23 protein-coding genes are annotated in these 23591 nt (G+C 74.1%); 5 read left to right on the forward strand and 18 right to left on the reverse strand.

The genetic code is table 11. The features are described 5' to 3' along the window. Positions 1 to 7: 7 nt before the first annotated feature. Together DQ240_RS06020 and DQ240_RS06025 are read left to right on the forward strand one after the other, a co-directional pair. Positions 8 to 607, forward strand: coding sequence for a nitroreductase family protein (locus DQ240_RS06020; RefSeq protein ID WP_113838713.1), 600 nt, complete (start codon positions 8 to 10; stop codon positions 605 to 607). After that, complete coding sequence (locus tag DQ240_RS06025; protein ID WP_113838714.1) at positions 604 to 1815, forward strand: aminoglycoside phosphotransferase family protein; 1212 nt, start codon at positions 604 to 606, stop codon at positions 1813 to 1815. Before DQ240_RS06020 ends, DQ240_RS06025 begins: the two co-directional genes overlap by 4 nt. Positions 1816 to 1837: 22 nt before the next feature. On the opposite strand, the gene hisH is transcribed toward DQ240_RS06025, so the two are convergent. From hisH to hisD, 6 genes are all read right to left on the reverse strand, one after another. Then, positions 1838 to 2476 (reverse strand): imidazole glycerol phosphate synthase subunit HisH, encoded by a 639-nt coding sequence (gene hisH, locus DQ240_RS06030; protein ID WP_113838715.1) that lies wholly within the window; start codon positions 2474 to 2476, stop codon positions 1838 to 1840. A 47-nt stretch (positions 2477 to 2523) separates the two neighbouring features. Then, positions 2524 to 2985 (reverse strand): nucleotidyltransferase family protein, encoded by a 462-nt coding sequence (locus DQ240_RS06035; RefSeq protein WP_113838716.1) that lies wholly within the window; start codon positions 2983 to 2985, stop codon positions 2524 to 2526. Between the two features lie 101 nt (positions 2986 to 3086). Continuing rightward, complete coding sequence (locus DQ240_RS23555; RefSeq protein ID WP_199589099.1) at positions 3087 to 3263, reverse strand: hypothetical protein; 177 nt, start codon at positions 3261 to 3263, stop codon at positions 3087 to 3089. Positions 3264 to 3266: 3 nt separating this feature from the next. Next, positions 3267 to 3860, reverse strand: coding sequence for an imidazoleglycerol-phosphate dehydratase HisB (gene hisB, locus DQ240_RS06040; protein WP_113838717.1), 594 nt, complete (start codon positions 3858 to 3860; stop codon positions 3267 to 3269). Positions 3861 to 3865: 5 nt separating this feature from the next. Further along, on the reverse strand, positions 3866 to 4972 hold the full coding sequence (locus DQ240_RS06045) for a histidinol-phosphate transaminase (protein ID WP_113838718.1): 1107 nt from the start codon (positions 4970 to 4972) through the stop codon (positions 3866 to 3868). Further along, a complete protein-coding gene (gene hisD, locus DQ240_RS06050) occupies positions 4969 to 6273 on the reverse strand; it encodes a histidinol dehydrogenase (RefSeq protein WP_113838719.1) in 1305 nt (434 codons plus the stop codon). Before hisD ends, DQ240_RS06045 begins: the two co-directional genes overlap by 4 nt. A 95-nt stretch (positions 6274 to 6368) precedes the next feature. On the opposite strand from hisD, the gene DQ240_RS06055 reads away from it, so the two are divergent. Then, positions 6369 to 7244 (forward strand): LON peptidase substrate-binding domain-containing protein, encoded by an 876-nt coding sequence (locus tag DQ240_RS06055; RefSeq protein ID WP_113838851.1) that lies wholly within the window; start codon positions 6369 to 6371, stop codon positions 7242 to 7244. Positions 7245 to 7247: 3 nt separating this feature from the next. Here the strand turns inward: DQ240_RS06055 and DQ240_RS06060 are convergent, their stop codons facing one another. The 11 genes from DQ240_RS06060 to lspA all read right to left on the reverse strand — a co-directional run bounded on the left by DQ240_RS06060 (position 7248) and on the right by lspA (position 17155). Next, the gene (locus DQ240_RS06060) at positions 7248 to 7475 is read right to left on the reverse strand and encodes a hypothetical protein (protein ID WP_113838720.1); all 228 of its coding nucleotides are present in this window, start codon (positions 7473 to 7475) and stop codon (positions 7248 to 7250) included. A gap of 62 nt (positions 7476 to 7537) precedes the next feature. Further along, positions 7538 to 7783, reverse strand: coding sequence for a DUF2283 domain-containing protein (locus DQ240_RS06065; protein ID WP_158548550.1), 246 nt, complete (start codon positions 7781 to 7783; stop codon positions 7538 to 7540). A gap of 108 nt (positions 7784 to 7891) precedes the next feature. After that, positions 7892 to 8503 (reverse strand): DUF2567 domain-containing protein, encoded by a 612-nt coding sequence (locus tag DQ240_RS06070; RefSeq protein ID WP_158548552.1) that lies wholly within the window; start codon positions 8501 to 8503, stop codon positions 7892 to 7894. Positions 8504 to 8546: 43 nt separating this feature from the next. Beyond that, positions 8547 to 12101 carry a DNA polymerase III subunit alpha gene (dnaE, locus tag DQ240_RS06075; protein ID WP_113838852.1) on the reverse strand — a complete coding sequence of 1185 codons (3555 nt, stop codon included), beginning with the start codon at positions 12099 to 12101 and terminating at the stop codon, positions 8547 to 8549. A 214-nt stretch (positions 12102 to 12315) separates the two neighbouring features. Then, positions 12316 to 12984 (reverse strand): hypothetical protein, encoded by a 669-nt coding sequence (locus DQ240_RS06080; RefSeq protein WP_147261945.1) that lies wholly within the window; start codon positions 12982 to 12984, stop codon positions 12316 to 12318. A gap of 14 nt (positions 12985 to 12998) precedes the next feature. Next, positions 12999 to 13844 (reverse strand): ATP-binding cassette domain-containing protein, encoded by an 846-nt coding sequence (locus DQ240_RS06085; protein WP_199589101.1) that lies wholly within the window; start codon positions 13842 to 13844, stop codon positions 12999 to 13001. Next, the gene (locus tag DQ240_RS06090; RefSeq protein ID WP_113838724.1) at positions 13841 to 14179 is read right to left on the reverse strand and encodes a PadR family transcriptional regulator; all 339 of its coding nucleotides are present in this window, start codon (positions 14177 to 14179) and stop codon (positions 13841 to 13843) included. Before DQ240_RS06090 ends, DQ240_RS06085 begins: the two co-directional genes overlap by 4 nt. Positions 14180 to 14217: 38 nt before the next feature. Further along, positions 14218 to 14658 carry a GNAT family N-acetyltransferase gene (locus tag DQ240_RS06095; RefSeq protein ID WP_113838725.1) on the reverse strand — a complete coding sequence of 147 codons (441 nt, stop codon included), beginning with the start codon at positions 14656 to 14658 and terminating at the stop codon, positions 14218 to 14220. Next, positions 14655 to 15437: a CPBP family intramembrane glutamic endopeptidase gene (locus tag DQ240_RS06100; RefSeq protein WP_113838726.1), complete on the reverse strand. Its 783-nt coding sequence runs from the start codon at positions 15435 to 15437 to the stop codon at positions 14655 to 14657. Before DQ240_RS06100 ends, DQ240_RS06095 begins: the two co-directional genes overlap by 4 nt. A 13-nt stretch (positions 15438 to 15450) precedes the next feature. After that, positions 15451 to 16389, reverse strand: a complete 939-nt coding sequence (locus DQ240_RS06105) for an RluA family pseudouridine synthase (protein ID WP_113838727.1) — start codon at positions 16387 to 16389, stop codon at positions 15451 to 15453. 31 nt (positions 16390 to 16420) lie between these two features. Then, entirely contained in the window at positions 16421 to 17155 is a 735-nt protein-coding gene (lspA, locus tag DQ240_RS06110; protein WP_233498537.1) for a signal peptidase II, read from the reverse strand. Between the two features lie 104 nt (positions 17156 to 17259). On the opposite strand from lspA, the gene mqo reads away from it, so the two are divergent. Continuing rightward, entirely contained in the window at positions 17260 to 18753 is a 1494-nt protein-coding gene (gene mqo, locus DQ240_RS06115) for a malate dehydrogenase (quinone) (RefSeq protein WP_199589103.1), read from the forward strand. A gap of 43 nt (positions 18754 to 18796) precedes the next feature. Here the strand turns inward: mqo and DQ240_RS06120 are convergent, their stop codons facing one another. Beyond that, positions 18797 to 20308, reverse strand: a complete 1512-nt coding sequence (locus tag DQ240_RS06120; protein ID WP_113838729.1) for a potassium/proton antiporter — start codon at positions 20306 to 20308, stop codon at positions 18797 to 18799. A gap of 97 nt (positions 20309 to 20405) precedes the next feature. Here DQ240_RS06120 and ileS point away from each other — a divergent pair, with 97 nt between their 5' ends. Continuing rightward, positions 20406 to 23579, forward strand: coding sequence for an isoleucine--tRNA ligase (ileS, locus tag DQ240_RS06125; protein ID WP_199589105.1), 3174 nt, complete (start codon positions 20406 to 20408; stop codon positions 23577 to 23579). Positions 23580 to 23591: the final 12 nt, after the last annotated feature.

The raw sequence follows: 23591 nt of genomic DNA on the forward strand, positions 1-23591 counted from the left end.
GTCCGCCGTGGAGTTCGGTGAGGTGGTCCGCCGCAGACGGATGGTCCGCGACTACGACCCCGACCGGCCGGTGCCGGCCGAGGTGCGCGAGCGTCTGCTGGAGCACGCGATCCGGGCGCCGTCGGCGGGGTTCAGCCAGGGGTGGGCGTTCCTCGTGCTGGAGAGCGGCGAGGAGCGGGCCGCGTTCTGGGCCGCCACGACCGACTCCGGCACGCCGGACGGCTGGCTGACCCGCATGCGCCGGGCTCCGCTGCTGATCGTGCCGTTCAGCCACAAGGAGGCCTACCTCGACCGGTACGCCGAGCCGGACAAGGGCTGGACCGACCGCGACGAGGCCCGGTGGCCGGTGCCCTACTGGGACGTCGACACCGGCATGGCGTCGCTGCTCGTGCTCCTGACCGCCGTCGACGAGGGGCTGGGCGCCTGCTTCTTCGGCGTCCCGGCCGAGCGGGTGGACGCGCTGCGCGAGACCTTCGGCGTGCCGGGCACCCACCGGCCGGTGGGCGTCGTCGCGGTCGGCTACCCGGGCGACGGGGACCGCCGCTCGCCGTCGCTGAGGCGCGGGCGCCGGGGTGTCGAGGAGGTCGTGCACCGGGGCCGCTGGTGACCGGCCGCCTCCCCGCCGACTGGCCACCGTCCCTGCGGCTGCTGCTGGGCCCGGCGGCGGGAGACGCGTGGGCCGCGGTCCTGGCACCTCTGGGCGGCCGCCTCGCCGACCTGCGGGCTGCGACCGTGACGTTGCGCGCCGACGGCTCGGCCGCGGTCCGGTACGTCGCCGACGTCGCCTGGGCCGACGGCCGGGCCACGCGGGAGTCGCTGGCCGCGGCGACCGGCTCGCGGATCCCGTCGGGCGCCGCGGTCGTCGAGGGTCCCGGGGACGACGGGTCGACGGTCGCCGTCGGCCTGTGGCGATGGCCGTCCGACCCGGCCCTGCCCGGCCTGGCCTGGGCGGCCTCGGCAGCACGCGCCGCGCAGCGGCTGGCGGTGCTCGGCGTGGACGCCGGCCCGCTGCGCCTGCGGTTGCGCGCCTACCGGCCCGGCCGCCGCGCCGTCGTGGAGGCGACCTCGCCGGACGGCCGGTGGTTCCTCAAGGTGGTGCGACCGGCCGCCGCGCCCGCGCTGGCCGACCGGCACCGGGCGCTGGCCGGGGCCGTGCCGGTGCCGCCGGTGGTGGCCACCACCGAGGACGGCGTGCTCGTCCTCCCCGCTCTGCCCGGCACGCCGATGCGGGCCGCGCTGGGCGGCGACCCGGCGGCACTCCCGCCACCGGAGCACCTGGCCACCGTGCTCGACGCGCTGCCCCCGCTCGGGGGGCCGGCCGGCCGGCGCGACCCCACCGATCCGGTACCGCGGACCCGTGCCCACGCCACGGTGGTCGGGCTGATCTGCCCCGAGCTCCGGCCGCGGCTCGGGAGGGTCACCACCGCCGTGGCCGCGGCGGTGCGACCGCAGCCGCTCGTGCCCGTGCACGGCGACTTCTACGAGGGCCAGCTCCTCGTGGACGCCGGCCGCGTCGTGGGCCTGCTGGACGTCGACACGGCCGGGCCCGGTGCGCGCATCGACGACTGGGCGACCCTGCTGGGTCACCTGGCGCTGCTCGAGCTCCTGGCCTCCGATCCGGCCCCCGTGGCCACCTACCGGGCCCGGGTCGAGGCGTTCCTCTCCGCGCGCTCCGCCGGCGACGAGCTGCGGGCACGCGTCGCCGGCGTCCTGGTCGGACTGGCCACGGGTCCGTTCCGCGTCCAGCAGGCGAACTGGGCCCCGGCCACCGAGGCGCGGGTCGCGCTGGCCGAGGAGTGGGCCGGGCTGCGGTGAGCCGCCCCTCCTCCTCGGGGGGTCAGAGGGTGTTCAGCCAGTTGGTGAGCAGCTGCGCGCCGGCGTCGCCGCTCTTCTCCGGGTGGAACTGGGTCGCCGACAGGGCGACGTTCTCGACGCCGGCGACGAAGCGGTCGCCGTGCTCGGCCCAGGTCACCTTCGGCGGCGCGAGCCGCGAGGTCGGGTCGTCCTGGCCGAGGGTGAAGTCGCGGACGCCGTAGGAGTGCACGAAGTAGAAGCGCTGGTCGGCGAGGCCGTCGAAGAGCACCGAGTCCGCGGGCGCCTCGACGGTGTTCCAGCCCATGTGGGGCAGCACCGGCGCCTGCAGCGGCTCCACGACACCGGGCCACTCGCCGCAGCCCTCGGCGTCGTGGCCGTGCTCGACGCCCTTCTCGAAGAGGATCTGCATGCCGACGCAGACCCCGAGCACCGGGCGCCCACCGGCCAGCCGCCGGCCGATGATCTTCGGGCCGTCGACGGCGCGCAGCCCGTCCATGCAGGCGGCGAAGGCCCCGACGCCCGGCACCATCAGACCGTCGGCGTCCAGGGCGGCCTGCGGGTCGGCGGTGACGGTCACGTCGGCGCCCACCCGCGCCAGGGCGCGCTCGGCCGAGCGCAGGTTGCCCGACCCGTAGTCGAGGACGACGACCTTCTTCTTCACGCCTGCCACGGTACTGACCAGCGCCGGAGGGCCGGCGGGGATTCCCGTCAGGCGTCGTACGGCAGCACGGTCAGCTCGGGCCAGACCGCACTCCACCGCGCCGCCTTGGCCTCGTAGGCCTCGCGGGTGGCCAGCCGCCGGTTGGGACGGACGACGAGGCCGAACAGGTCGTCGAGGCCGAAGGGGGCGTAGACCCGGGGCCGGTCGCCGTCGAGGGTCACCCCGAGGCAGCAGCAGACCGCGGCGAAGTGGTCGATCGCGTCGGCGCAGTCGCGGAACGGCGGCGCCGGCACCCCGAAGCGGTCGGCGTACCAGAGGTGCACCCGGGCCTCGTTGCGGATCTCGACCGGGGCGTCGACGCCGGCGAACAGCTCGGCACCGCGGCGGATCACCGCGTCCTCCGCCGCCCAGGAGGTGTCGGGGTCGAAGTAGAAGAGGTCGGCGTCCTTGACCCCCGGGTCGGCCCCCGTGCAGGGGCCCGCCGCGAGCTCGCGAGCGGTGGGGGGCACGGGGGTCCTTCGTCAGTCGTCGACGCCGAGCCGCGGCGCCCGCTCGAGCACGGCCCGCACCGTCGGGTCGGCGAGGACGATCCCGAGGAACCGCTCCTCGGTCACACCAGCCGGAGGATGCCCGCCGCGGTCGCCAGCAGGGCGGCGACGAGCAGGACGACGGCGAAGGCGACCTGGGGCGGGGTCCGCACACCGGTGTCCGGGTCGGACTTCCAGATGCTCCACGCGCCGCCCAGCAGGAAGCCGCCCAGCAGGAGCAGCAGGATGCCGGAGTTCACCTGCTACAGAGCGCCCTTGGTCGAGGGGATGCCGCTGCGCCCGTCGAGCGCGACGGCGGCGCGCAGGGCGCGGGCCAGGGCCTTGAACTGGCCCTCGACGATGTGGTGGGCGTCGCGGCCGGCGTAGAGGACCCGCACGTGCAGGGAGATCCGCGCGTTGAAGGCGAAGGTCTCCAGGACGTGCTTGGTGAGGGACGTCGGGTAGTCCGGCCCGATCATCGGCGTCATGTTCTCGGGCTCGGCGTGCACGAAGTACGGCCGGCCGGAGAGGTCGACGGCGGCCTGGACGAGCACCTCGTCCATGGGGATGGTGGCGTCGCCGTAGCGGGTGATGCCCTTCTTGTCCCCGAGCGCCTCGGCGAAGGCCTGGCCGAGGGCGATGGCGACGTCCTCCACCGTGTGGTGGGCGTCGATGTGCAGGTCGCCGTCGGCCTGCACGCGGAGGTCGATGCCGCTGTGCTTGCTCAGCGCGGTGAGCATGTGGTCGTAGAACCCGACGCCGGTGCTGATCTCGCTGGTGCCGGTTCCGTCGAGGTCGACCTCGACCACCAGCTTGGTCTCGCTGGTGGCGCGCTCGACACGGGCGGTGCGGTTCATGGGGATCAGTCTCCCAGGCGGTGGGCGGGTGCCACCTCACCCAGTGCGGTGAGGAAGGCCTCGGTCTCGGCGGGCGTGCCGGCGGTCACCCGCAGCCAGCCGGGGATGCCGACGTCGCGCACGAGGACGTCGCGGTCCAGCATGGCCTGCCAGGCGGCGTGCGCGTCGGCGAACCGGCCGAAGAGCACGAAGTTCGCGTCGCTCGGGACGCTGGTCAGCCCCAGGCCCGGCAGCGCGGCGACGATGCGGTCGCGCTCGGCCTTGACCGCGTCGACCGTCGCCAGCAGCGCGTCGGTGTGCGCCAGCGCGGCCCGGGCGGCGGCCTGGGTGAGCGCGCTCAGGTGGTAGGGCAGCCGGACCAGCTGCAGGGCGTCGACGACGGCCGGGTCGGCGGCCAGGTAGCCCAGCCGCAGCCCGGCCATACCGAAGGCCTTGCTCATCGTGCGGCTGACGACCAGCCGGGGGCGGCCGGGCAGCAGGCTCAGCGCGGACGGCGTCCCGGTGCGGGCGAACTCGGCGTAGGCCTCGTCGACGACGAGCACCCCGGTCGTGGCCTCGTAGAGCGCCTCGATGGTGGCCAGGTCGACCGCGGTGCCGGTCGGGTTGTTGGGGCTGGTCACGAAGACCACGTCCGGCCGGAGCTCGCGCACCTGCGCGGCGGCGGCGTCCGGGTCGATCGTGAAGTCGGCGCGGCGGTGCCCGTCGACCCAGCCGGTGCCGGTGCCCGCGGAGATGATCGGGTGCATCGAGTACGACGGCGTGAACCCCAGCGCGGTGCGGCCGGCGCCGCCGAAGGCCTGCAGGATCTGCTGCAGCACCTCGTTGGAGCCGTTGGCCGCCCACACCTGCTCGGGCCCGAACCGCTCCCCCGCCGTCCGGGTCAGGTACGCCGCGAGGTCGGTGCGCAGCGCGACCGCGTCCCGGTCGGGGTAGCGGTTCAGCTCCACGGCGGCCTCGGCCAGCGCCGTGGCGAGGTCGGCGAGCAGCTCCGGGGGCAGCGGATAGGGGTTCTCGTTGGTGTTGAGCCGGTGGGTGACCTGAAGCTGCGGGGCCCCGTACGGCGTCTTGCCGCGCAGCTCCGGGCGCAGCGGCAGGGCGTCGAGCGAGGTCATGCGCGCTGCCGCGCCCGCACCGCCGCCGCGTGGGCGGGCAGGTCCTCGGCGCCGGCGAGGGCGTCGATGTGGCCGGCGACCTCGGCGAGGGCCTGCTCGTCGTACTCCACGACGTGGATGCCGCGCAGGAACGACTGCACGCTCAGCCCGCTGGAGTGCCGCGCGCAGCCGCCGGTGGGCAGCACGTGGTTCGAGCCGGCGCAGTAGTCGCCGAGGCTCACCGGCGACCAGGCGCCGACGAAGATGGCGCCGGCGTTGCGCACCCGCGCCGCGACCTCGCGGGCGTCGCGGGTCTGGATCTCCAGGTGCTCCGCGGCGTAGGCGTCGACCACGCGCAGGCCCGCCTCCACGTCGTCGACCAGGACGATGCCGGACTGGGTGCCGTGCAGCGCGGTGCTGATGCGGTCGGAGTGCTTGGTGGCCGCGACCTGGGCGGGGACGAGGCTCAGGACGGCGTCGGCCAGCTCCTCGCTGTCGGTGACCAGGACCGCGCCGGCCAGCGGGTCGTGCTCGGCCTGGCTGATCAGGTCGGCGGCGACGTGCGCCGGGTCGGCGGTGTCGTCGGCGAGGATCGCGACCTCGGTCGGGCCGGCCTCGGAGTCGATGCCGATGAGCCCGCGCAGCAGCCGCTTGGCCGCCGTCACGTAGACGTTGCCCGGACCGGTGACCATGTCGACCGGCTCGCAGGACCCCGCGCCGTAGCCGAAGACGGCGATCGCCTGGGCACCGCCGACGGCGTAGACCTCGGTGACGCCGAGCAGCGCGCAGGCGGCCAGCACGCCGGGGTCGGGCAGCCCGCCGTTGTCGCGCTGCGGCGGGGAGGCGACGGCGATGGACTCGACGCCGGCGATCTGCGCCGGGACGACGTTCATGACCACGCTGGACAGCAGCGGCGCCAGGCCTCCGGGCACGTACAGGCCGACCCGGCGGACGGGGACCCAGCGCTCGGTGACGGTGCCGCCGCGGACGACCTGGGTGGTGACGTCGGTGCGGGCCTGGTCGGCGTGCACCCGGCGGACGCGGGCGATCGCCTCCTCGAGCGCCGCCCGCACGGTCGGGTCGATGGTGTAGAGGGCCTCGGTGATCGCCGCCGGCGGGACCGCGAAGTCCTCGGCGTCCACCCCGTCGAGCCGGGCGGTGATCTCGCGGACCGCCTGGGCGCCGCGCACGCGCACGTCCTCGCACAGCGGGCGCACCGTGGTCAGCACCGAGTCGATGTCGGTGGCGGCGCGGGGCAGCAGCCCGGAGAGCTCGCGCACCCCCGGCAGCGCGGATCCGCGCAGGTCGATGCGGCTGAGCACGGGGATGCCTCCGGGGAGCGGCGAGGGGACGGCGACCTCCCAGGGTAGCCGCGGCCGGTACCGCCACCCCGGGGCCCTAGGCTCGCCGCGTGGGCATGCAAGCCGGCGCTGTCATCCCGCTCTTCCCGCTGGGGACGCCCCTCTTCCCGGGCGTCGTCCTGCCCCTGCGCATCTTCGAGCCGCGGTACCGCCGGCTGATGCGCGACCTGCTGGTGCAGCGGGCCGAGGAGCGGACGCCCGGCTTCTTCGGCGTCGTGGCCATCCGGCAGGGCTGGGAGGTCGAGCGGGTGGCGCCGGCCGAGGCGCTCTACGACATCGGCTGCACCGCCCGGCTGCAGTCGGTGCGGCCGCTGTCCGACGGTGGGTTCCACATCTCCACGGTCGGCGGGGACCGGTTCCGGCTGCTCGACGTCCTGGTCGCCGACGACCCGCCCTACCTGCAGGCCGAGGTCGAGTGGCTGGCCGAGGAGGAGGCCGCCGAGGAGGCCGCGGGCGACGCGGAGGGCATCGTGGGGCTGCCCGGCGAGGTGCCCCTGGCCCCGCCGGACGAGGCGGCCGCGGCCGGGTTGGACGAGCTCGTCGACTCGGTCGCCCGGGGCAGCATGGACGTCCTCGTGCGCAACGTCGGTGACCTGTTCGCCCGGTACGTGGCCGCGGTCGGCGCGCTGCGCGTGGGCGACGGCGAGGAGGTGGCCGAGGCCGGGGACAGACCCGTCCCGCCCAGCAGCGACGCGGAGAGCGCCGCGCTCATGGCCGCGGTGGGCGACGACCCGACGGCGCTGTCCTACCTCGTGGCCTCGGCGGCGCTGCTGACCACCGAGGACCGGCAGGCACTGTTGGCGGAGTCGGCGACCCGCCGGCGGCTGGCCACCGAGTCCCGGCTGCTGCGCCGGGAGCTGACGCTGCTGGAGACGATCGGCGCGGTGCCGGCGCCGCTGCAGCGCTTCGCCGGTCCCACCAGCGTCAACTAGGCGTCACCACGTCAGCGGGCCGCCGGCGGAGATGTCCTCGGCCACCTCGACGGTGGCCGCCGGGTACGCGCTGACGACGATCCGGCCGGCGAGGAAACGCTCGACGTAGATGAAGCCGGCGGCGAAGGCCGCGGTCACGTCCACGAACTCCTGCCGGCGGCCACCGCTGGTCAGCACCAGGTGGCCGATGGACACGGTCTTGTCCTCGAGCTGCAGGTCGGCGAGCTTCACGACCTCATCGTCGCGGGTGAGCGGCGCTGTGACGACATGTTTCGAGCGCCTGCCCAGGCACCTCAGGGCGTGGCGAGACCCGGCGGGACTGCGCGCTCGTCGAGGAACTCGATCCCGATGAGCCGGCCCCGCTCGTCGAAGTCCAGGACGACGTCGCCGATCCCGGGCAGCGGGTTCTCGACGATCCGCTGCGACACGGCCTCGCCGGCGCCGATCCGGCCGAAGGCCACGTAACCGGCACCGGCCCCCCGGTCCCACTCCAGCGACAGGGTGACGGTCCGCTCGGACGTCGGCTCCTCCGCGGGCACGACGGCGATCATGCCCCTGCAGCCGGCGTCGTCGCTGTCACCCGGCAGCTGTGCTGTTCCGGTGCAACGCGACAGGAGCGCTGCCCGGCGAGGGTCCGTGGCTGACGACTAGTCGCGGCCGAGGTCCTCGCCGGCGGCCAGCAGCGTCGCCACGACGTAGACCAGCACCGCGACGAACGGCCCCACCGCCAGCGCCGGCATCGACGCCAGCTCCAGCCGGGTGGTCACGGTCGACCCGACGTCGGACAGCTCGTCGGCCGTCGGGCCGGGACCGAGCAGCTCCCCCAGCTGCCAGGCCAGCAGCCCGGCCAGGCCGGTGCCCACGGCGAGTGCCACGAGCACGGTGACCCCGCGACGGCGGCGCAGCGACCAGGCAGCGATCCCGGCCAGCAGCCCGAGCCCGGCGAGGATCAGCACGAAGACGGCGTCATCGGCGGCGAAGAGCTCCGCGGAGGTGTCACCGAGGGCCTCCACGCCGCCGTCGGCGAGCACGCGGTAGTCCTCCCGCGGCGCCAGCGCCCACCACAGCAGGCCGGCAGGGATCCCGGTCAGGACGAGGGCGGCGGTCAGTCGCAGCGCCGGCACGAGGTCGGCGCGCAGCTCCGCGACGCCACCCCACCGGCCGGCGACCGGCCGCGACCGCCGGTCGGCGCGACGTCCGGTGGTCGTCACCGGGCCGGTGTCCGCGGCAGCCGGCAGCGGGCCGGCGGTGTCACTCACCCCTTCAGTGAACCCTCCCGGCGCGGTCACGACCGGAGGGGGTTCACAGCAGCGCGACGCTGGTCGGCCCGAGCAGCGCCTTGATGTCGCCCATCAGCGCGGTGCTCGGCCGCACGCGCAGCCCCTGGTCCAGCCGCAGCACGGTCTCGCGGGCGCCGTTGACCAGCTTCAGCTGAACCTCGGTCGTGCCGGGGTGGCTGCCGAGAACCTCGCGCAGCCGCTCGACGACCGGCGGCGTGCAGCGGGCGGCCGGCATCGACACCAGCACCGGACCGCGCGGACCCTCGGTGAGCTCCGGGACGGTCACCTCGGCGCCGAACACCGACGGCTGGTCGTCGCGGCGGCTGATCCGGCCCTTGACCACGACGATCTGGTCGCGGACCACCCGCTCCGACACCTCGGCCCAGGTCTTGGGGAAGAACAGCACCTCGATGCCGGACTCGAGGTCCTCGACCGTCGCGATCGCCCACGGCGCGCCCTGCTTGTTGGTGCGCGGGGAGACCGCGGTGAGGATGCCGGCGATCGTGACGTTCGCGCCGTCCTCCACGCCACCGGCGTTGATCTCCGCGATCGGGGTGTCGGCGTGCGAGGTGAGCACGTGCTCCACCCCGTGCAGCGGGTGGTCGGAGACGTAGAGCCCGAGCATGTCGCGCTCGAACATGAGCCGCTCGTTCTTCGACCAGTCCGCGGTGGGAATGGTGATGTCGAGCGCGCCGGCGAACGGGTCGTCGGCGCCGGCGTCGTCGCCGAAGCTGCCGAAGAGGTCGAACTGCCCCTCGGCCTCCTTGCGCTTGAGCCCCATGGCCGAGTCCACCGCCTGCGCGTGGACGGCGACGATGCCCTGCCGGGAGTGGCCGAGGGAGTCGAAGGCGCCGGCCTTGGCGAGGGACTCGATGACCTTCTTGTTGCAGGCCACCGTGTCGATCTTCTTCATGAAGTCGGCGAAGTCCTTGAAGGCGCCCTTCTCCTCGCGGGCCCGCACGATCGAGTCGACGACGTTGTGGCCGACGTTGCGCACCGAGGCCAGGCCGAAGCGGATGTCGGTGCCGACGGCGGTGAAGTCCCAGGACGACTCGTTGACGTCCGGCGGGAGCACCTTGATGCCCATCCGGCGGCACTCGGCCAGGTAGATCGGCCGGCGGTCCTTGTCGTCCTGGACGCTGGTGAGGAGCCCGGCCATGTACTCGGCCGGGTAGTTCGCCTTGAGGTAGGCGGTCCAGTAGGAGACCAGGCCGTAGGCCGCCGAGTGCGCCTTGTTGAACGCGTAGTCGGCGAACGGGACGAGGATGTCCCACAGCGTCTTGATGGCGGCGGCCGAGAAGCCGCGCTCCTTCATCCCGGCCTCGAAGCCGACGAACTCGGCGTCCAGGACGGACTTCTTCTTCTTGCCCATCGCACGGCGCAGCAGGTCGGCCTTGCCGAGGGAGTAGCCGGCGACCTTCTGCGCGATCGCCATGACCTGCTCCTGGTACACGATCAGGCCGTAGGTGCCGCCCAGGATCTCCTCGAGCGGCTCGGCCAGCTCGGGGTGGATCGGCGTGATCTCCTGCTGGCCGTTCTTGCGCAGCGCGTAGTTGGTGTGCGAGTTCGCGCCCATCGGACCGGGTCGGTAGAGCGCGCCGACGGCGGAGATGTCCTCGAAGTTGTCCGGCCGCATGAGGCGCAGCAGCGAGCGCATCGGCCCGCCGTCGAACTGGAAGACGCCGAGGGTCTCGCCCCGGGACAGCAATGCGTACGTGGCCGGGTCGGTGAGGTCCTTGCTGATCTCGTCGAGGTCGATGGCCTCTTTGCCGTTCGACACGATGTTGCGCAGCGCGTCGTCGATGACCGTGAGGTTGCGCAGGCCCAGGAAGTCCATCTTGAGCAGGCCGAGCGTCTCGCAGGTCGGGTAGTCGAACTGCGTGATGATCGCGCCGTCGGCCTCGCGGCGCATGATCGGGATGCTGTCGATCAGCGGGTACCGGCCGATGATCACGCCGGCGGCGTGCACGCCCCACTGCCGCTTCAGGCCCTCGAGCTTGCGCGCCTGGTCGACCACCTCGGCGGCGCCGGGGTCGGACTCGTAGCGGGCGCGGAACTCCGCGGCCTCCTTGTAGCGCTCGTGCTTGGGGTCGAAGACGCCCGACAGCGGGATGCCCTTGCCCATCACGTCCGGGGGCATGAGCTTGGTCAGCTCGTCGCCCACCGAGAAGGGCCGGTCGAGCACGCGGGCGGCGTCCTTGATGGCGGCCTTGGCCTTGATCGTGCCGTAGGTGACGATCTGGCTGACCCGCTCCTCGCCGTACTTCTGCGAGACGTACTGGATGACCTCGCCGCGGCGGCGGTCGTCGAAGTCGATGTCGACGTCGGGCATGGAGACGCGCTCGGGGTTGAGGAAGCGCTCGAAGATGAGGCCGTGGGCCAGCGGGTCCAGGTCGGTGATGCCCATGGCGTAGGCGGCCAGCGAGCCGGCGGCCGACCCACGGCCGGGCCCCACGCGGATGCCGTTGTCCTTGGCCCAGTTGATGAAGTCGGCGACCACGAGGAAGTACCCCGGGAAGCCCATCTGGCAGATGATCCCGGTCTCGTAGTCGGCCTGCTTGCGCACGTGGTCGGGGATGCCGTTCGGGTAGCGCTTGTGCAGCCCGCGCTCGACCTCCTTGATGAACCAGGAGGTCTCGTCCTCCCCCGGCGGCAGCGGGAAGCGCGGCATGAGGTCCGCACCCTCGGTGAACTGGACCTCGCACTGCTCGGCGACCAGCAACGTGTTGTCGCACGCCGAGCGCAGGTCGCCGTCGAACAGCGCGCGCATCTCCGCGGCGCTCTTCAGGTAGTAGCCGTCGCCGTTGAAGCGGAAGCGGTTGGTCTCGTTCAGCCGCGAGCCGGTCTGGATGCACAGCAGCGCGTCGTGCGCCTGCGCGTCCTCCTTGTGCGTGTAGTGCAGGTCGTTGGTGGCCAGCAGCGGGATCCCGAGGTCCTTCGCGATGGCCATGAGCGCCGGGCGGGTCTTCTTCTCGATGGACAGCCCGTGGTCCATCAGCTCGGCGTAGAAGTTCTCCTTGCCGAAGATGTCCTGGAAGTCGGCCGCGGCCGCCCGCGCCTTGTCCTCCTTGCCGGCGCGCAGCCACATGTTCACCTCGCCCGACGGGCAGCCGGTGGTGGCGATCAGGCCCGTGCCGTACCTCTCCAGCAGGTCCCGGTCGAAGCGCGGCTTGCGGTACTGGCCCTCGAGGCTGGCCAGCGAGGAGATGCGGAAGAGGTTGTGCATCCCCTCGGTGGTGCGGGCCAGCAGCGTCATGTGCGTGTACGCCGCCTTGCCGCGGTTGGACCCGCCGTCGCCCTCCTCGTCGATGAGGTTGTCACCGAAGTCGAACGGGGCGCGGTCGAAGCGCGAGCCGGGCGTGTAGTAGCCCTCCATGCCGATGATCGGCTTCACGCCGGCGGAGTTCGCCTGCTTGTAGAAGTCGTAGGCGCCGAACACGTTGCCGTGGTCGGTCATCGCCAGTGCCGGCATCCCGTGCTCGGCGGCGGCCTTGGTCACCTCGGGCAGCTTCGCCGCGCCGTCCAACATCGAGTACTCGGTGTGGACGTGCAGGTGGACGAAGGAGTCGCTGCTCACGGTTCGGTCGATCTCCTCGTGGTCGTGCGTGCCCGACCGTCGGCGGGCCGGCGGGCGACCGGTGGGGAAGACCGGCGGTGCGGGGTCCTGGTCGGGCCCGGGGAGCTCGACGGAGCTCCGGGGCCGCCCCTGATCCTCGCACTGGGAGCTGTCTACGCCGAGGGTCTGACGGAACGTGTCACGACCGTCCGGCGGGTCGGCGGCGTCCGCTTCGTCACACCACCGAGTGCCGGAGGTGGGGACGGCGCCGGAGGGACCTGGCACGCGCCAGGACCGTCGTCCCGCCCAGCACGACGACGGCCACCGCCGCGTGCAGCAGCGCCCGCCGGACGTACCCACCGTCGGTCCCGTCGACGGTCCAGGTGAGCACCTCGCGGACCGACCAGAACGGCAGGGCGCGGGGCGCGTCGCCCGCCGGGTCCAGGAGCATCTGCAACCCCGCGACGACCAGCAGGAGCATCGCCGACTCCAGGGGCCGGCGCAGCAGGGCGGCCACCACCAGCCCCACCGGAAGGGCGACGGCGACGGTCAGCCCGAGCGCGAGCAGGATGCCCGCCCACCGCTCGGGACGCCGGTCGACCAGGACCACGGCGGCGTACAGCCCGGCCAGCGGCAGCGCGAAGGACGACAGCCCGAGCACCCGCCCGGCCAGCAGCTCGCCGGCACCGAACCCCGACAGCCGCAGCCGTGGGTCGATCTCCTGCCCGGCCAGGCCGGCGAACGCCGCCAGCGTCGACAGCGACCACGCCAGACCCATCGCCAGGAACCGGATGGACTGGCCCTCCAGGTCGTGCCGCGCGGCGTAGAACGCCAGGGGCACCAGGACCATGAGCACCACGACGGTGCGCCGGCGCAGCAGGTCGACCACGGTGGCACGTGCCACCGCCCGCACCCGGCTCACCGCGACCGCCTCCGGGCCACGGCTCCCTCGCGCCCCAGGTCCAGGACCCGGTCCACCCGCTTGAGCTGCTCGGGCCGGTGGGTCACGACGACGACGGCCCGCCCCTCGTCGCGCCAGTGCCACACCTGCTCCCAGAAGTCGAGGAAGGACTCCCCGTCGAAGCCCTGGTACGGCTCGTCCAGCAGCAGGACGGCCGGGTCCCCCAGCGCGGCCAGGACGACGTTGAGCTTCTGCCGGGTTCCCCCGGACAGGTCGCCCACCAGCCTCCGGTCGGGTACCCAGTCCAGGTCTGCGGCCAGGCGGGCGCCGTGCCGGCGGGCCTCCGCCCGGCTCAGGCCACGCCCGGCACCCACCAGCTCCATGTGCTCCTCGGCGCGCAGCAGGTCCACCAGCGCCGGGCGCTGGGGGCAGTAGCCCAGACCGCCGGTGACGGTCACCGAGCCCGCGTCCGGGCTCTCCAGTCCGGCGCAGATGCGCAGCAGGGTGGACTTCCCGACGCCGTTGGGCCCGATCACCGCCGCCACCTCGCCCCCGGCGACGGCCAGGTCGACGCCGGTGAGAACCGGTCGCCCGCGGTACGTCTTCACGACGCCCTCGACCAGGAGCCGGGCCGGCCCCACCGACGGCGGCGGCGTGACGGGCGCGCCGGCCAGCTCACCGGCGAGCAGACGGGCGTAGTCGACGGCCGGGCCGAAGGCCACGAGCGGATCCTCCCCACTGTCGGCGAGGTGCTGCCGGGCCTCGGCCAGCACCTGGTCGTGATGCCAGCCGTCGACGTTCTCCCGGCGCAGCGCGCGGCCGAGGTCGTCGAGCCACCCGGCGGCCGCTCCGTCCGGGCTCACCGGGGGGCCGCCTGGGACAGCGCCGTCCCGACACGGGCGGCGAAGCCGGCCCACTGCTCGCGCTCCCGGGCCAGCAGTGCCTGCCCGTCCGCTGTCACGGCGTAGTACTTGCGCGGCGGCCCCGCCGCCGAGTCGACCCATCGCGACCGGATCAGCTCCGCCCGCTCGAGCCGGCCCAGCACCGGGTAGAGGGTGCCGCCGGGCACGGGGCCCAGGCCCAGTCCCTCCAGGGCCTGGGCGACCCCGTATCCGTAGGACTCCCCCCGCTCCAGTTCCGCGAGCACGCACAGGTCGAGCACTCCGCGCAGCCACTGGGCGCGCCGGTCGTCAGCCACGGGCCGGACAGTAGCGGCGCAATCTAGCTCGGCGCCACCTAGCCGTGCGTGTCGTCCTCCAGGCGGCGGCGCATCGTGACGTGCCGGATCCCGGCCTCCTCGTACTCCTCCCCCACCGCCGTGTAACCGGCCCGCTCCCAGAAACCCCGCGCGGACAGCTGGGCGTGGATCTCGACCTCGGCCAGCCCCATCCGCAGCGCCTCGCCGTGCAGCACGGCCAGCACGGCCGCCCCGTGGCCGGCCCCGCGGGCGCCGGCGTCCACCGCCATCCGGCCGATCACCCCGCGGCCGTCCCGCTCGAACAGCCGGCCGGTGGCGACGACGAGGCCGGACCCGTCGCGGCCCACCGCGCGGACCGCGACGGCGTCGGTGGCGTCCTGCTCGAGCTCCGGCGGGACGCCCTGCTCCTCGACGAAGACCCGGGTGCGCAGCGCCCGCACCTCGGCCCAGTCGCCCGGGGTAGACACGGTCGCGCTCACCGGGCACCGGCCGAGGGCAGCGCCCGGCTGGGCACGGCGAGGAACCGCAGGTCGATCAGCGCGTGCAGCAGGACCGGCAGCAGCAGCGAGGCGGTGTCGAGGTAGAGCGTCGCCATCACCGCGCCCAGCACGCCGGTGGTGACCACCCCGCCGATGCCCTGGTAGACGTGCGCCAGCCCGAAGGCGACGGCGGCCAGGAACACCAGGACGACGTCGGGCAGGTCCCCGGCGACCGCGGCGACCACGGCCAGGAAGAACCCCCGGTACAGCCACTCCTCGCAGATGCCGGCGGTCAGCCCGACCACGGTGAACAGCCGCCGCTCCGACCGCGTCCGGGGCAGCAGGGCCAGCGTGGCGTGCACCGGCAGCTCCGCGTGCCGGCCGGCGGCCGCGTCGGCGGCGGGGGCCGGGAGGTCGTGCAGGACCCCGCCCCGCAGCGCGCGGGTCGACCCGACGACGAAGACGACCACCAGCAGCGCCAGGCCACCGGCCACCGGACCGGGCCAGCCGTCGGGCCAGGCGATGCCCACGGCGGCGGCGTCGACGTCCGGCGCCGAGAGCCAGATGACCAGCGCGAGCAGCGCCAGGCCCCACTCGAGGATCAGCAGCCGCAGGTAGAAGGAGCGCCGCGCGCCGGCGTCGGTGCGCAGCCGCCCCTCGAACCGGCGGTGCAGGACCGCGCCGACGACGGGCTCCCCCGCCACGAGGTAGGCGGCGACGACCACGGCCGAGAGCGCCGCCGGACCGTAGTCGGCGAGCGAGGTCGGCAGCCCCTCCATCCCGGCGCCGGCCCTACCCCTGGGCCTCGGCCCGCAGGATCGCCAGCGCCCCGGCGAGGTCGGCCGGGTAGTCGCTGGTGAACTCGACCCACCGGCCGTCGGCGGGGTGCTCGAAGCCCAGCCGGACGGCGTGCAGCCACTGCCGCGACATCCCGAGCCGGGCGGAGAGCGTCGGGTCGGCGCCGTAGAGCGGGTCGCCGACGCAGGGGTGGCGCATCGCGGAGAAGTGCACGCGGATCTGGTGCGTGCGGCCGGTCTCCAAGTGGACGTCGACCAGGCTCGCGGCGCGGAACGCCTCGATCACCTCGTAGTGCGTCACCGAGGGCCGGCCGCCGCTGACGACGGCGAACTTCCAGTCGTGCTTCGGGTGCCGGTCGATCGGGGCGTCGATCGTGCCCTTGGTCGGGTCGGGGTGGCCCTGGACCAGGGCGTGGTAGCCCTTGTCGACCGTCCGCTCCTTGAACGCCGCCTTGAGCGCGGTGTACGCCCGCTCGCTCTTGGCCACGACCATCAGCCCGGTCGTCGCGGCGTCCAGGCGGTGGACGACGCCCTGCCGCTCGGCCGCGCCGGAGGTCGACACCCGGTAGCCGGCCGCCGCCAGGCCGCCGATGACGGTCGGCCCGTCCCAGCCCGGGGAGGGGTGGGCGGCGACGCCGACCGGCTTGTCGACCACGACGAGGTCGTCGTCGTCGTACACGACGGCCATGCCGGGGACCTCCTGCGGCGCGGCGGGCTCGCCGGGCGGGGGCGGCAGCTCGACCTCGAGCCAGCTGCCGCCGGTCAGCCGGTCACCCTTGTCGCGCACCCGGCCGTCGACCACGACGCCGCCGGCGTCGGCCAGGTCCGCGGCCGCCGTCCGCGTCAGCCCGAACAGGCGGCTCAGCGCCTGGTCGACCCGCTGGCCCTCCAGCCCGTCGGGCACCGGGAGGGCGCGGTGCTGACCGGTCGTCACCGCCCCATTGTGCCGAAGGACCCCGTCCCCCTCACCGCTCGCGGGCTCGCGGCGAGCCCCCGGACGGGGCCGATCCGGCCTTCGAGCCGTCGAACTCGATGCCCCGCAGCGCCATCACCGCGCCCAGGATCCCGCCGCAGGTGATGGCCGAGTCGGCGATGTTGAAGATCGGGAAGAAGTCGCCGCCGGGGGCGAAGACCGAGATGAAGTCGACGACGCCGCCGCGCAGGAAGCCGGGGTCGCGGAAGACCCGGTCGACCAGGTTGCCCACCGCGCCGCCGAGCACGAGGCCGAGCGCGACCGCCCAGCCCAGCGAGAACAGCTTCTTGGCGGCCCGGACGATGACGACCGCCACGGCGACCGCGATCAGGGTGAAGACGACGGTGAAGCCCTCGGCGAAGGAGAAGGCCGCCCCGGTGTTGCGGGCGTGGGTGAGGTGCAGCGCCCCGCCGAGCAGCCGGACGTCCTCGCCCCGCTCGAGGGTGGCGACGACCAGCAGCTTGGTGCCGAGGTCGAGCAGCAGGACGCCGAGGGCGAGGGAGAGCAGCAGGCGGGTCCTCGGCCGGCGGGCGGCGGGCCCGGAGTCCGCAGCGGCGGTCGCGGCGCCGTCGTCGCGGGCGTCCTCGGGCTCGTCGGACAGCGCGCGCTCCTGGGATCGGGGGCCGGTCGCCGGCCCGGACGGGTCGGTCGAGCCTAGCCGGGGGACCTTCCCGGGACCGCCGCGCCGCGGTGGTCCGCGTGTACCACCCGCGTCCGCGTGATTCATCTCATGACGGGTACGACGCATCTCACACCGACGAGGGGGCGTGCCCGGGCCTGGAAAGGCCGATGGTCGGTGTTGGACCTTCCACCCGGCCAGAGAGGCAACGCGTGTCCACCGAGCTCGCCCCCGCCACCGACCCCGACGTAGTCCTCGTCGGTGGCGGCATCATGAGCGCGACCCTGGCGTCGCTGCTCGGGATCGTCGCCCCCGGCTGGAGCATCGCGGTCTTCGAGTCCGGCCCGGCCGTGGCCGAGGAGAGCTCCGGCCCCTGGAACAACGCCGGTACCGGCCACGCCGCCCTGTGCGAGCTCAACTACACGCCCGCCGGGCCCGACGGCCGGGTCGACGCGACCAAGGCCGCGACCATCAACGAGCAGTTCCAGCTGTCCCGCCAGTTCTGGTCGCACCTGGTGCGCGAGGGCATGACGGGGTCGCCCAAGGACTTCATCGCCCCGGTGCCGCACATCAGCTTCGTGACCGGCGAGGACGGGCGCAGCTACATGCGCAACCGCTACTCCGCCCTGGTGGCCCACCCGCTGTTCGAGGGGATGGAGTTCACCGACGACGCGGCGACCTTCGCCGGGTGGGTCCCGCTGATGATGGCCGGCCGCGACCCGGGCGAGGTCGTCGCCGGCACCCGCGCCCTCGCCGGCACCGACGTCAACTTCGGCGCCCTCACCCGGCTCCAGTTCGCCGAGGCCGAGGCCCGCGGTGTGCACGTGCACGTCGGCCAGCGGGTCGACGACCTGCACCGCGAGGACGACGGCCGGTGGAAGGTCACCGTCAAGGACGTCGAGAGCGGCGAGCGGCGGACCGTCCGCACCCGCTTCGTGTTCGTCGGCGCCGGCGGCGGCGCGCTGCCGCTGCTGCAGCAGGCCGCCATCCCGGAGATCCGCGGCTTCGGCGGGTTCCCGGTGAGCGGCGAGTTCCTGCGCACCCGCTCCCCCGAGCTGGTCACCCAGCACCAGGCGAAGGTCTACGGCCAGGCCGCCGTCGGCGCCCCGCCGATGTCGGTGCCGCACCTGGACCTGCGCCTGGTCGACGGCGAGTACTCGCTGCTGTTCGGGCCGTACGCCGGCTGGTCGCCGAAGTTCCTCAAGGCCGGGTCGATGTTCGACCTGCCGCTCTCGGTCAAGCCGAACAACCTCGGCTCGATGCTCGGCGTCGCCCGCACGGAGCTGGCGCTGACGAAGTACCTGATCGGCGAGCTGCTGCAGTCTCGCGCCGCCCGGCACCGCACCCTCCAGGGCTTCGTGCCGCTGGCCGAGCAGGGCGACTGGGACATGATCACCGCCGGCCAGCGGGTCCAGGTCATCAAGCGGGACCCGAACACCGGCAAGGGCGTCCTGCAGTTCGGCACCGAGCTGATCACCGGCGCCGACGGCAGCATCGCCGGACTGCTCGGGGCCTCCCCCGGCGCCTCGACCGCGGTCTCGGCGATGCTCACGCTGATGGAGCGCTGCTTCCCCCAGCACGTCGACGACTGGCGGCCGAAGCTGCAGGAGGCCATCCCCTCCTACGGCCGCAGCCTGGCCACGGACCTGGCGCTCCTGCGCGAGGTCCGCGACGAGACGACGAAGACCCTCGAGCTCGTCGGCTGACGCGAGTCGCTCGAGCGCGGTTTCCGCGCTCGAGCGACTCCGCTCAATCGGCTTCCGTGGGGCTGCCGGTCTCGCCGCGCCAGGTGGCGAGGCGGCCGGCCCGGCTCACCGCACGCAGCCGGCGCTCGGCCTCGGCCCGCGACCGCCGCGCGGCGACCAGCAATGCCTGGTCGCCGCGCATCAGCCGGGTGGTCGCGTCCGGCACGAAGGCCCGGCCCTCCCGCACGATGAGGACGACGGCCGCGTCCTCGGGCAGCCGCAGCTCGGGCAGGTACACGCCGTGCAGCCGGGAGCCCTCGGGCACGGTGAGCTGCATCAGCTCGGCGTCCAGCTCCTCCAGCGGCGCCGCCTCCACCTGGACCTCGCGCGGCGCGACCGGCGCGGCGATCCCCAGCCGGCGGGCCACCCAGGGCAGCGACCGCCCCTGCACGAGCGTGAAGACGACGACCAGCACGAAGACGGTGTCGAACACCTGCGTCGACCGCGGGACCCCGGCGGCGATGGGGAAGGTGGCCAGGACGATCGGCACCGCCCCGCGCAGCCCCGCCCAGGACACGAACGCCATCTGCGGCCACGGCATCCGGAACGGCGCGAGGCTGACCAGCACCGACACCGGCCGGGCGACCAGCAGCAGCGCGCCGCCGACGAGCAGCGCCGGCCCCAGCGCGTCGAGCAGCCGCGACGGCGACGCCAGCAGGCCCAGCAGCACGAAGAGGCCGATCTGGGCCAGGGACGCCATCCCCTCGGCGAACCCGACGCTGGCCGAGCGGTGCGGCAGCGGCGCGTTGCCCAGCACCAGCCCGCACAGGTAGACCGCGACGAAGCCGGAGGCGTGCACCAGGTCCGCGGAGGCGAAGGCCAGGACGCACAGCGCCAGGGTCGCGAGCGGGTAGAGGCCGGCCAGCGGCAGGGCGGAGCGGCGCAGGAGCCAGGCCCCGCCGGCGCCCAGCGCGACGCCGATGACGGCGCCCCCGGCCAGCTCGGCGAGGACCTCCAGCAGCGTCAGCCACCAGACCGTCGTCTCCCCGCCGGTGAGCCGCTCGGCGAGCACGACGACGAGCAGGATGACCGGGGCGTCGTTGAGGCCGCTCTCCACCTCCAGCGAAGCGACCATCCGCCGCGGCAGCGGGAGGCGGCGCAGGGTGGCGAAGACGGCCGCGGCGTCGGTGGAGCTGACGACGGCGCCCAGGAGCAGGGCGAAGGGCCAGTCCAGGTCCAGCAGCCACACGGCGATCGCGGCCGTGACCGCCACGCTGACCGCGACCCCGACCGTGGAGAGCGCGATGCCCGGCCCGATCGCCCGCCGGACGTCGGCCCACCGGGTGGTCAGACCGCCCTCGGCGAGGATCACCACCAGCGCCGCGACCCCGAGGGTCTGGGTCAGCTCGACGTCCTCGAACTGCACACCCAGGCCGCTCTCCCCGAGGACCACCCCGAGCGCCAGGTAGAGCAGCAGGCTGGGCAGGCCGAGCCGGTCGGCCAGCCGCAGGGCGACGGCGGCGACGAGGACCACCGAGGCGCCGATGGCGAGCGCGACGGTGACCGTCGTGTTCACCGCCGGCCCCCCGTCACGCGGGCAGTGTCCCGTACCCACGTGTCGGGCCGGTTCCACCAGTGCGGAAGCCGCTCGACGGCTCGGGGACAATGGGAGCGTGAGCTCTCCCGGCCCGTTCCGTGCGCTGCCCCCGCAGGTCGACCTGCCCGCCCTCGAGCACGACGTGCTGCGCCGGTGGGAGGAGACCGAGGTGTTCGCCCGCACGGTGCAGGACGCCGAGGGCAAGCCGCAGTGGAACGTCTACGAGGGCCCGCCGACCGCCAACGGCCGGCCCGGCACGCACCACATCGAGGCCCGCGCGTTCAAGGACGTGTTCCCGCGGTTCAAGACCATGCAGGGCTGGCACGTGCCCCGCCGCGCCGGCTGGGACTGCCACGGCCTGCCGGTCGAGATCGCCGTCGAGCAGGAGCTGGGCTTCGCCGGGAAGCCCGACATCGAGAAGTTCGGCATCGCGGAGTTCAACGCCAAGTGCCGCGAGTCGGTGCTGCGGCACGTCGACTCGTTCTCCGAGCTCACCCGCCGGATGGGCTACTGGGTCGACATGTCCACCGCCTACTGGACGATGGACCCGCACTACATCGAGAGCGTCTGGTGGTCGCTCAAGCAGGTCTTCGACAAGGGCCTGCTGGTCGAGGACCACCGCGTCGCGCCGTACTGCCCGCGCTGCGGCACCGGCCTGTCCGACCACGAGGTGGCCCAGGGCTACGAGTCGATCACCGACCCCTCGGTGTACGTCCGGCTGCCCGTCACCAGCGGTGAGTGGGCCGGCCGGGCCGACCTGCTCGTCTGGACGACGACGCCGTGGACGCTGCCGTCGAACACCGCCGTCGCCGTGAACCCCGACGTCACCTACGTCGTCGTCCGCACCGAGCACTCCGTCGACGGCGGCCCACCCACCCAGCGCACCGTCGTCGTCGCCGAGCCCCTGGTCGACGCCGTGCTGGGCGCCGACACCCCGCGCGAGGTGCTGGCCACCACGACGGGCCGGGACTGGGAGCGGGTGCACTACCAGCGGCCGTTCGAGCTGGTCGAGTTCCCGGAGGGGGACGCCCACTACGTCGTCCTCGCCGACTACGTCACCACCGACGACGGCACCGGCCTGGTCCACCAGTCCCCCGCCTTCGGCGCCGACGACCTCGCCGTCTGCCGCGGCTACGGCCTGCCGGTGGTGAACCCGATCGACTCGACCGGCCACTTCCTCGCCGACGTGCCGCTGGTGGGCGGGCACTTCTTCAAGGCCGCCGACGACCTGCTCGTCGTCGACATGACCGAGCGCGGCGTGCTGTGGCGCGAGCAGCGCTACGAGCACAGCTACCCGCACTGCTGGCGCTGCCACACGCCGCTCATGTACTACGCGCAGCCGTCCTGGTACATCCGGACCAGCGCGGTCAAGGACCAGCTGCTGGCCGAGAACGGCAAGACCTCCTGGTACCCCGAGACCATCCAGTGGGGCCGCTACGGCGACTGGCTGAACAACAACGTCGACTGGGCGCTGTCGCGCGACCGGTACTGGGGCACCCCGCTGCCGGTGTGGCGCAACGACGCCGACCCCACCCGGCTCGTCGTCGTCGGCTCGCTGGCGGAGCTGTCGGAGCTCACCGGCCGCGACCTGTCCGACCTGGACCCGCACCGGCCGTTCATCGACGAGGTGACCTTCACGCTGCCCGGCGAGGAGGGCACCTTCCGCCGGGTCCCCCAGGTCATCGACGCCTGGTACGACTCGGGCTCCATGCCGTTCGCGCAGTGGGGCGCGCCGTACCGCAACCAGGAGCAGTTCGAGGCGGCCTACCCGGCGCAGTTCATCTGCGAGGCGATCGACCAGACCCGTGGCTGGTTCTACTCGCTGATGGCCGTCGGCACCCTGGTGTTCGAGCAGAACTCCTACGAGAACGTGCTCTGCCTGGGCCACATCCTCGCCGAGGACGGCCGGAAGATGAGCAAGCACCTGGGCAACATCCTCGAGCCGATCCCGCTGATGGACCGGCACGGCGCCGACGCCGTCCGCTGGTTCATGCTGGCCGGCGGCTCGCCGTGGTCGGCCCGCCGGGTCGGTCACGAGACGCTGTCCGAGGTGGTCCGCAAGGTCCTGCTGACCTACTGGAACACCGCCAGCTTCTTCACCCTGTACGCGGAGACCAACGGCTGGGACCCGGGGGCGACGCCGGCTCCCCCGCGGGCGGAGCGGCCGCTGCTGGACCGCTGGGCGCTGGCCACCCTCGCCGAGGTCACCGAGGGCGTCACCGCCGCGCTCGAGGACTTCGACACCCAGGGCGCCGGCCGGCAGCTCGCGCAGTTCGTCGACGACCTGTCCAACTGGTACGTCCGCCGCTCCCGTCGCCGCTTCTGGGACGGCGACCCGGCGGCGCTGGGCACGCTGCACGAGGTGCTCGACGGGCTGACCCGGCTCATGGCGCCGTTCACCCCGTTCGTCACCGACGAGGTGTGGGGCCGCGCCGTGGCCCCGGGGCTCGACGGCGCGGTCGACTCGGTGCACCTCGCCTCCTGGCCGCAGGTGGACGCCGACGCCCGCGACCCCGAGCTCGTCGAGCAGGTGTCCCTGGTCCGCCGGCTGGTGGAGCTGGGCCGCTCGGCGCGGACGTCGTCCAAGGTGCGCACCCGGCAGCCGCTGGCCCGGGCCCTCGTCGCCGCCGCCGGCTGGGCGCAGCTCCCCCGGGACCTGGTCGCCGAGGTCGCCGACGAGCTGAACGTGCAGGAGCTGACCGAGCTCTCCGCGGTCGAGGGCGAGCTGGTCGACGTCAGCGTGAAGATCGACTTCCGCGCCGTCGGCCGCCGGCTGGGCAAGCAGGTGCAGGCCGTCGCCAAGGCCGTCGCCGCGGCCGACGCCGGCGCTCTCGTGTCGGCCTACCGGGCGGGGACGGCGTCGGTGGAGGTCGACGGCGCCGCCGTGCCGCTCGAGGACGGCGACCTGGTCGTCACCGAGACCCCGCGCGAGGGCTGGACCGTCGCCAGCGGCGGCGGGCTCACCGTGGCCCTGGACCTGACGCTCACCCCGGAGCTGGAGCGCGCCGGCCTGGTCCGCGAGGCGGTGCGGCTGGTCCAGGAGGCCCGCAAGGCCGCGGGGCTCGCCGTCAGCGACCGGATCGAGCTGTCCTGGACCGCCGAGGGCCCCCTCGCCGAGGCGCTCACCGAGCAGGCCGAGACCGTCGCGGCCGAGGTGCTGGCCGTCGCCGTGCACGCCTCCACCCCCGGTGAGGGGCCCGGCGTGGAGGGCCCCGGCGGCTCCCGGTTCTGGGTGGTCCGCGCCGGATGAACTCGCGGGCCC

Source organism: Blastococcus sp. TF02A-26 (assembly GCF_003319125.1).
Lineage (GTDB): Bacteria > Actinomycetota > Actinomycetes > Mycobacteriales > Geodermatophilaceae > Trujillonella.

Excerpts from the sequence above, each read along its gene's own strand:
- DQ240_RS06045 (WP_113838718.1), bottom strand. The coding sequence starts at position 4,972 with ATGACCTCGCTCGACGCCCTGCCGCTGCGCCCGGAGCTGCGCGGCAAG.
- DQ240_RS06100 (WP_113838726.1), bottom strand. The coding sequence starts at position 15,437 with ATGGAGGGGCTGCCGACCTCGCTCGCCGACTACGGTCCGGCGGCGCTC.
- lspA (WP_233498537.1), bottom strand. The coding sequence starts at position 17,155 with ATGAATCACGCGGACGCGGGTGGTACACGCGGACCACCGCGGCGCGGC.
- hisB (WP_113838717.1), bottom strand. The coding sequence starts at position 3,860 with ATGAACCGCACCGCCCGTGTCGAGCGCGCCACCAGCGAGACCAAGCTG.
- DQ240_RS06055 (WP_113838851.1), top strand. The coding sequence starts at position 6,369 with ATGCAAGCCGGCGCTGTCATCCCGCTCTTCCCGCTGGGGACGCCCCTC.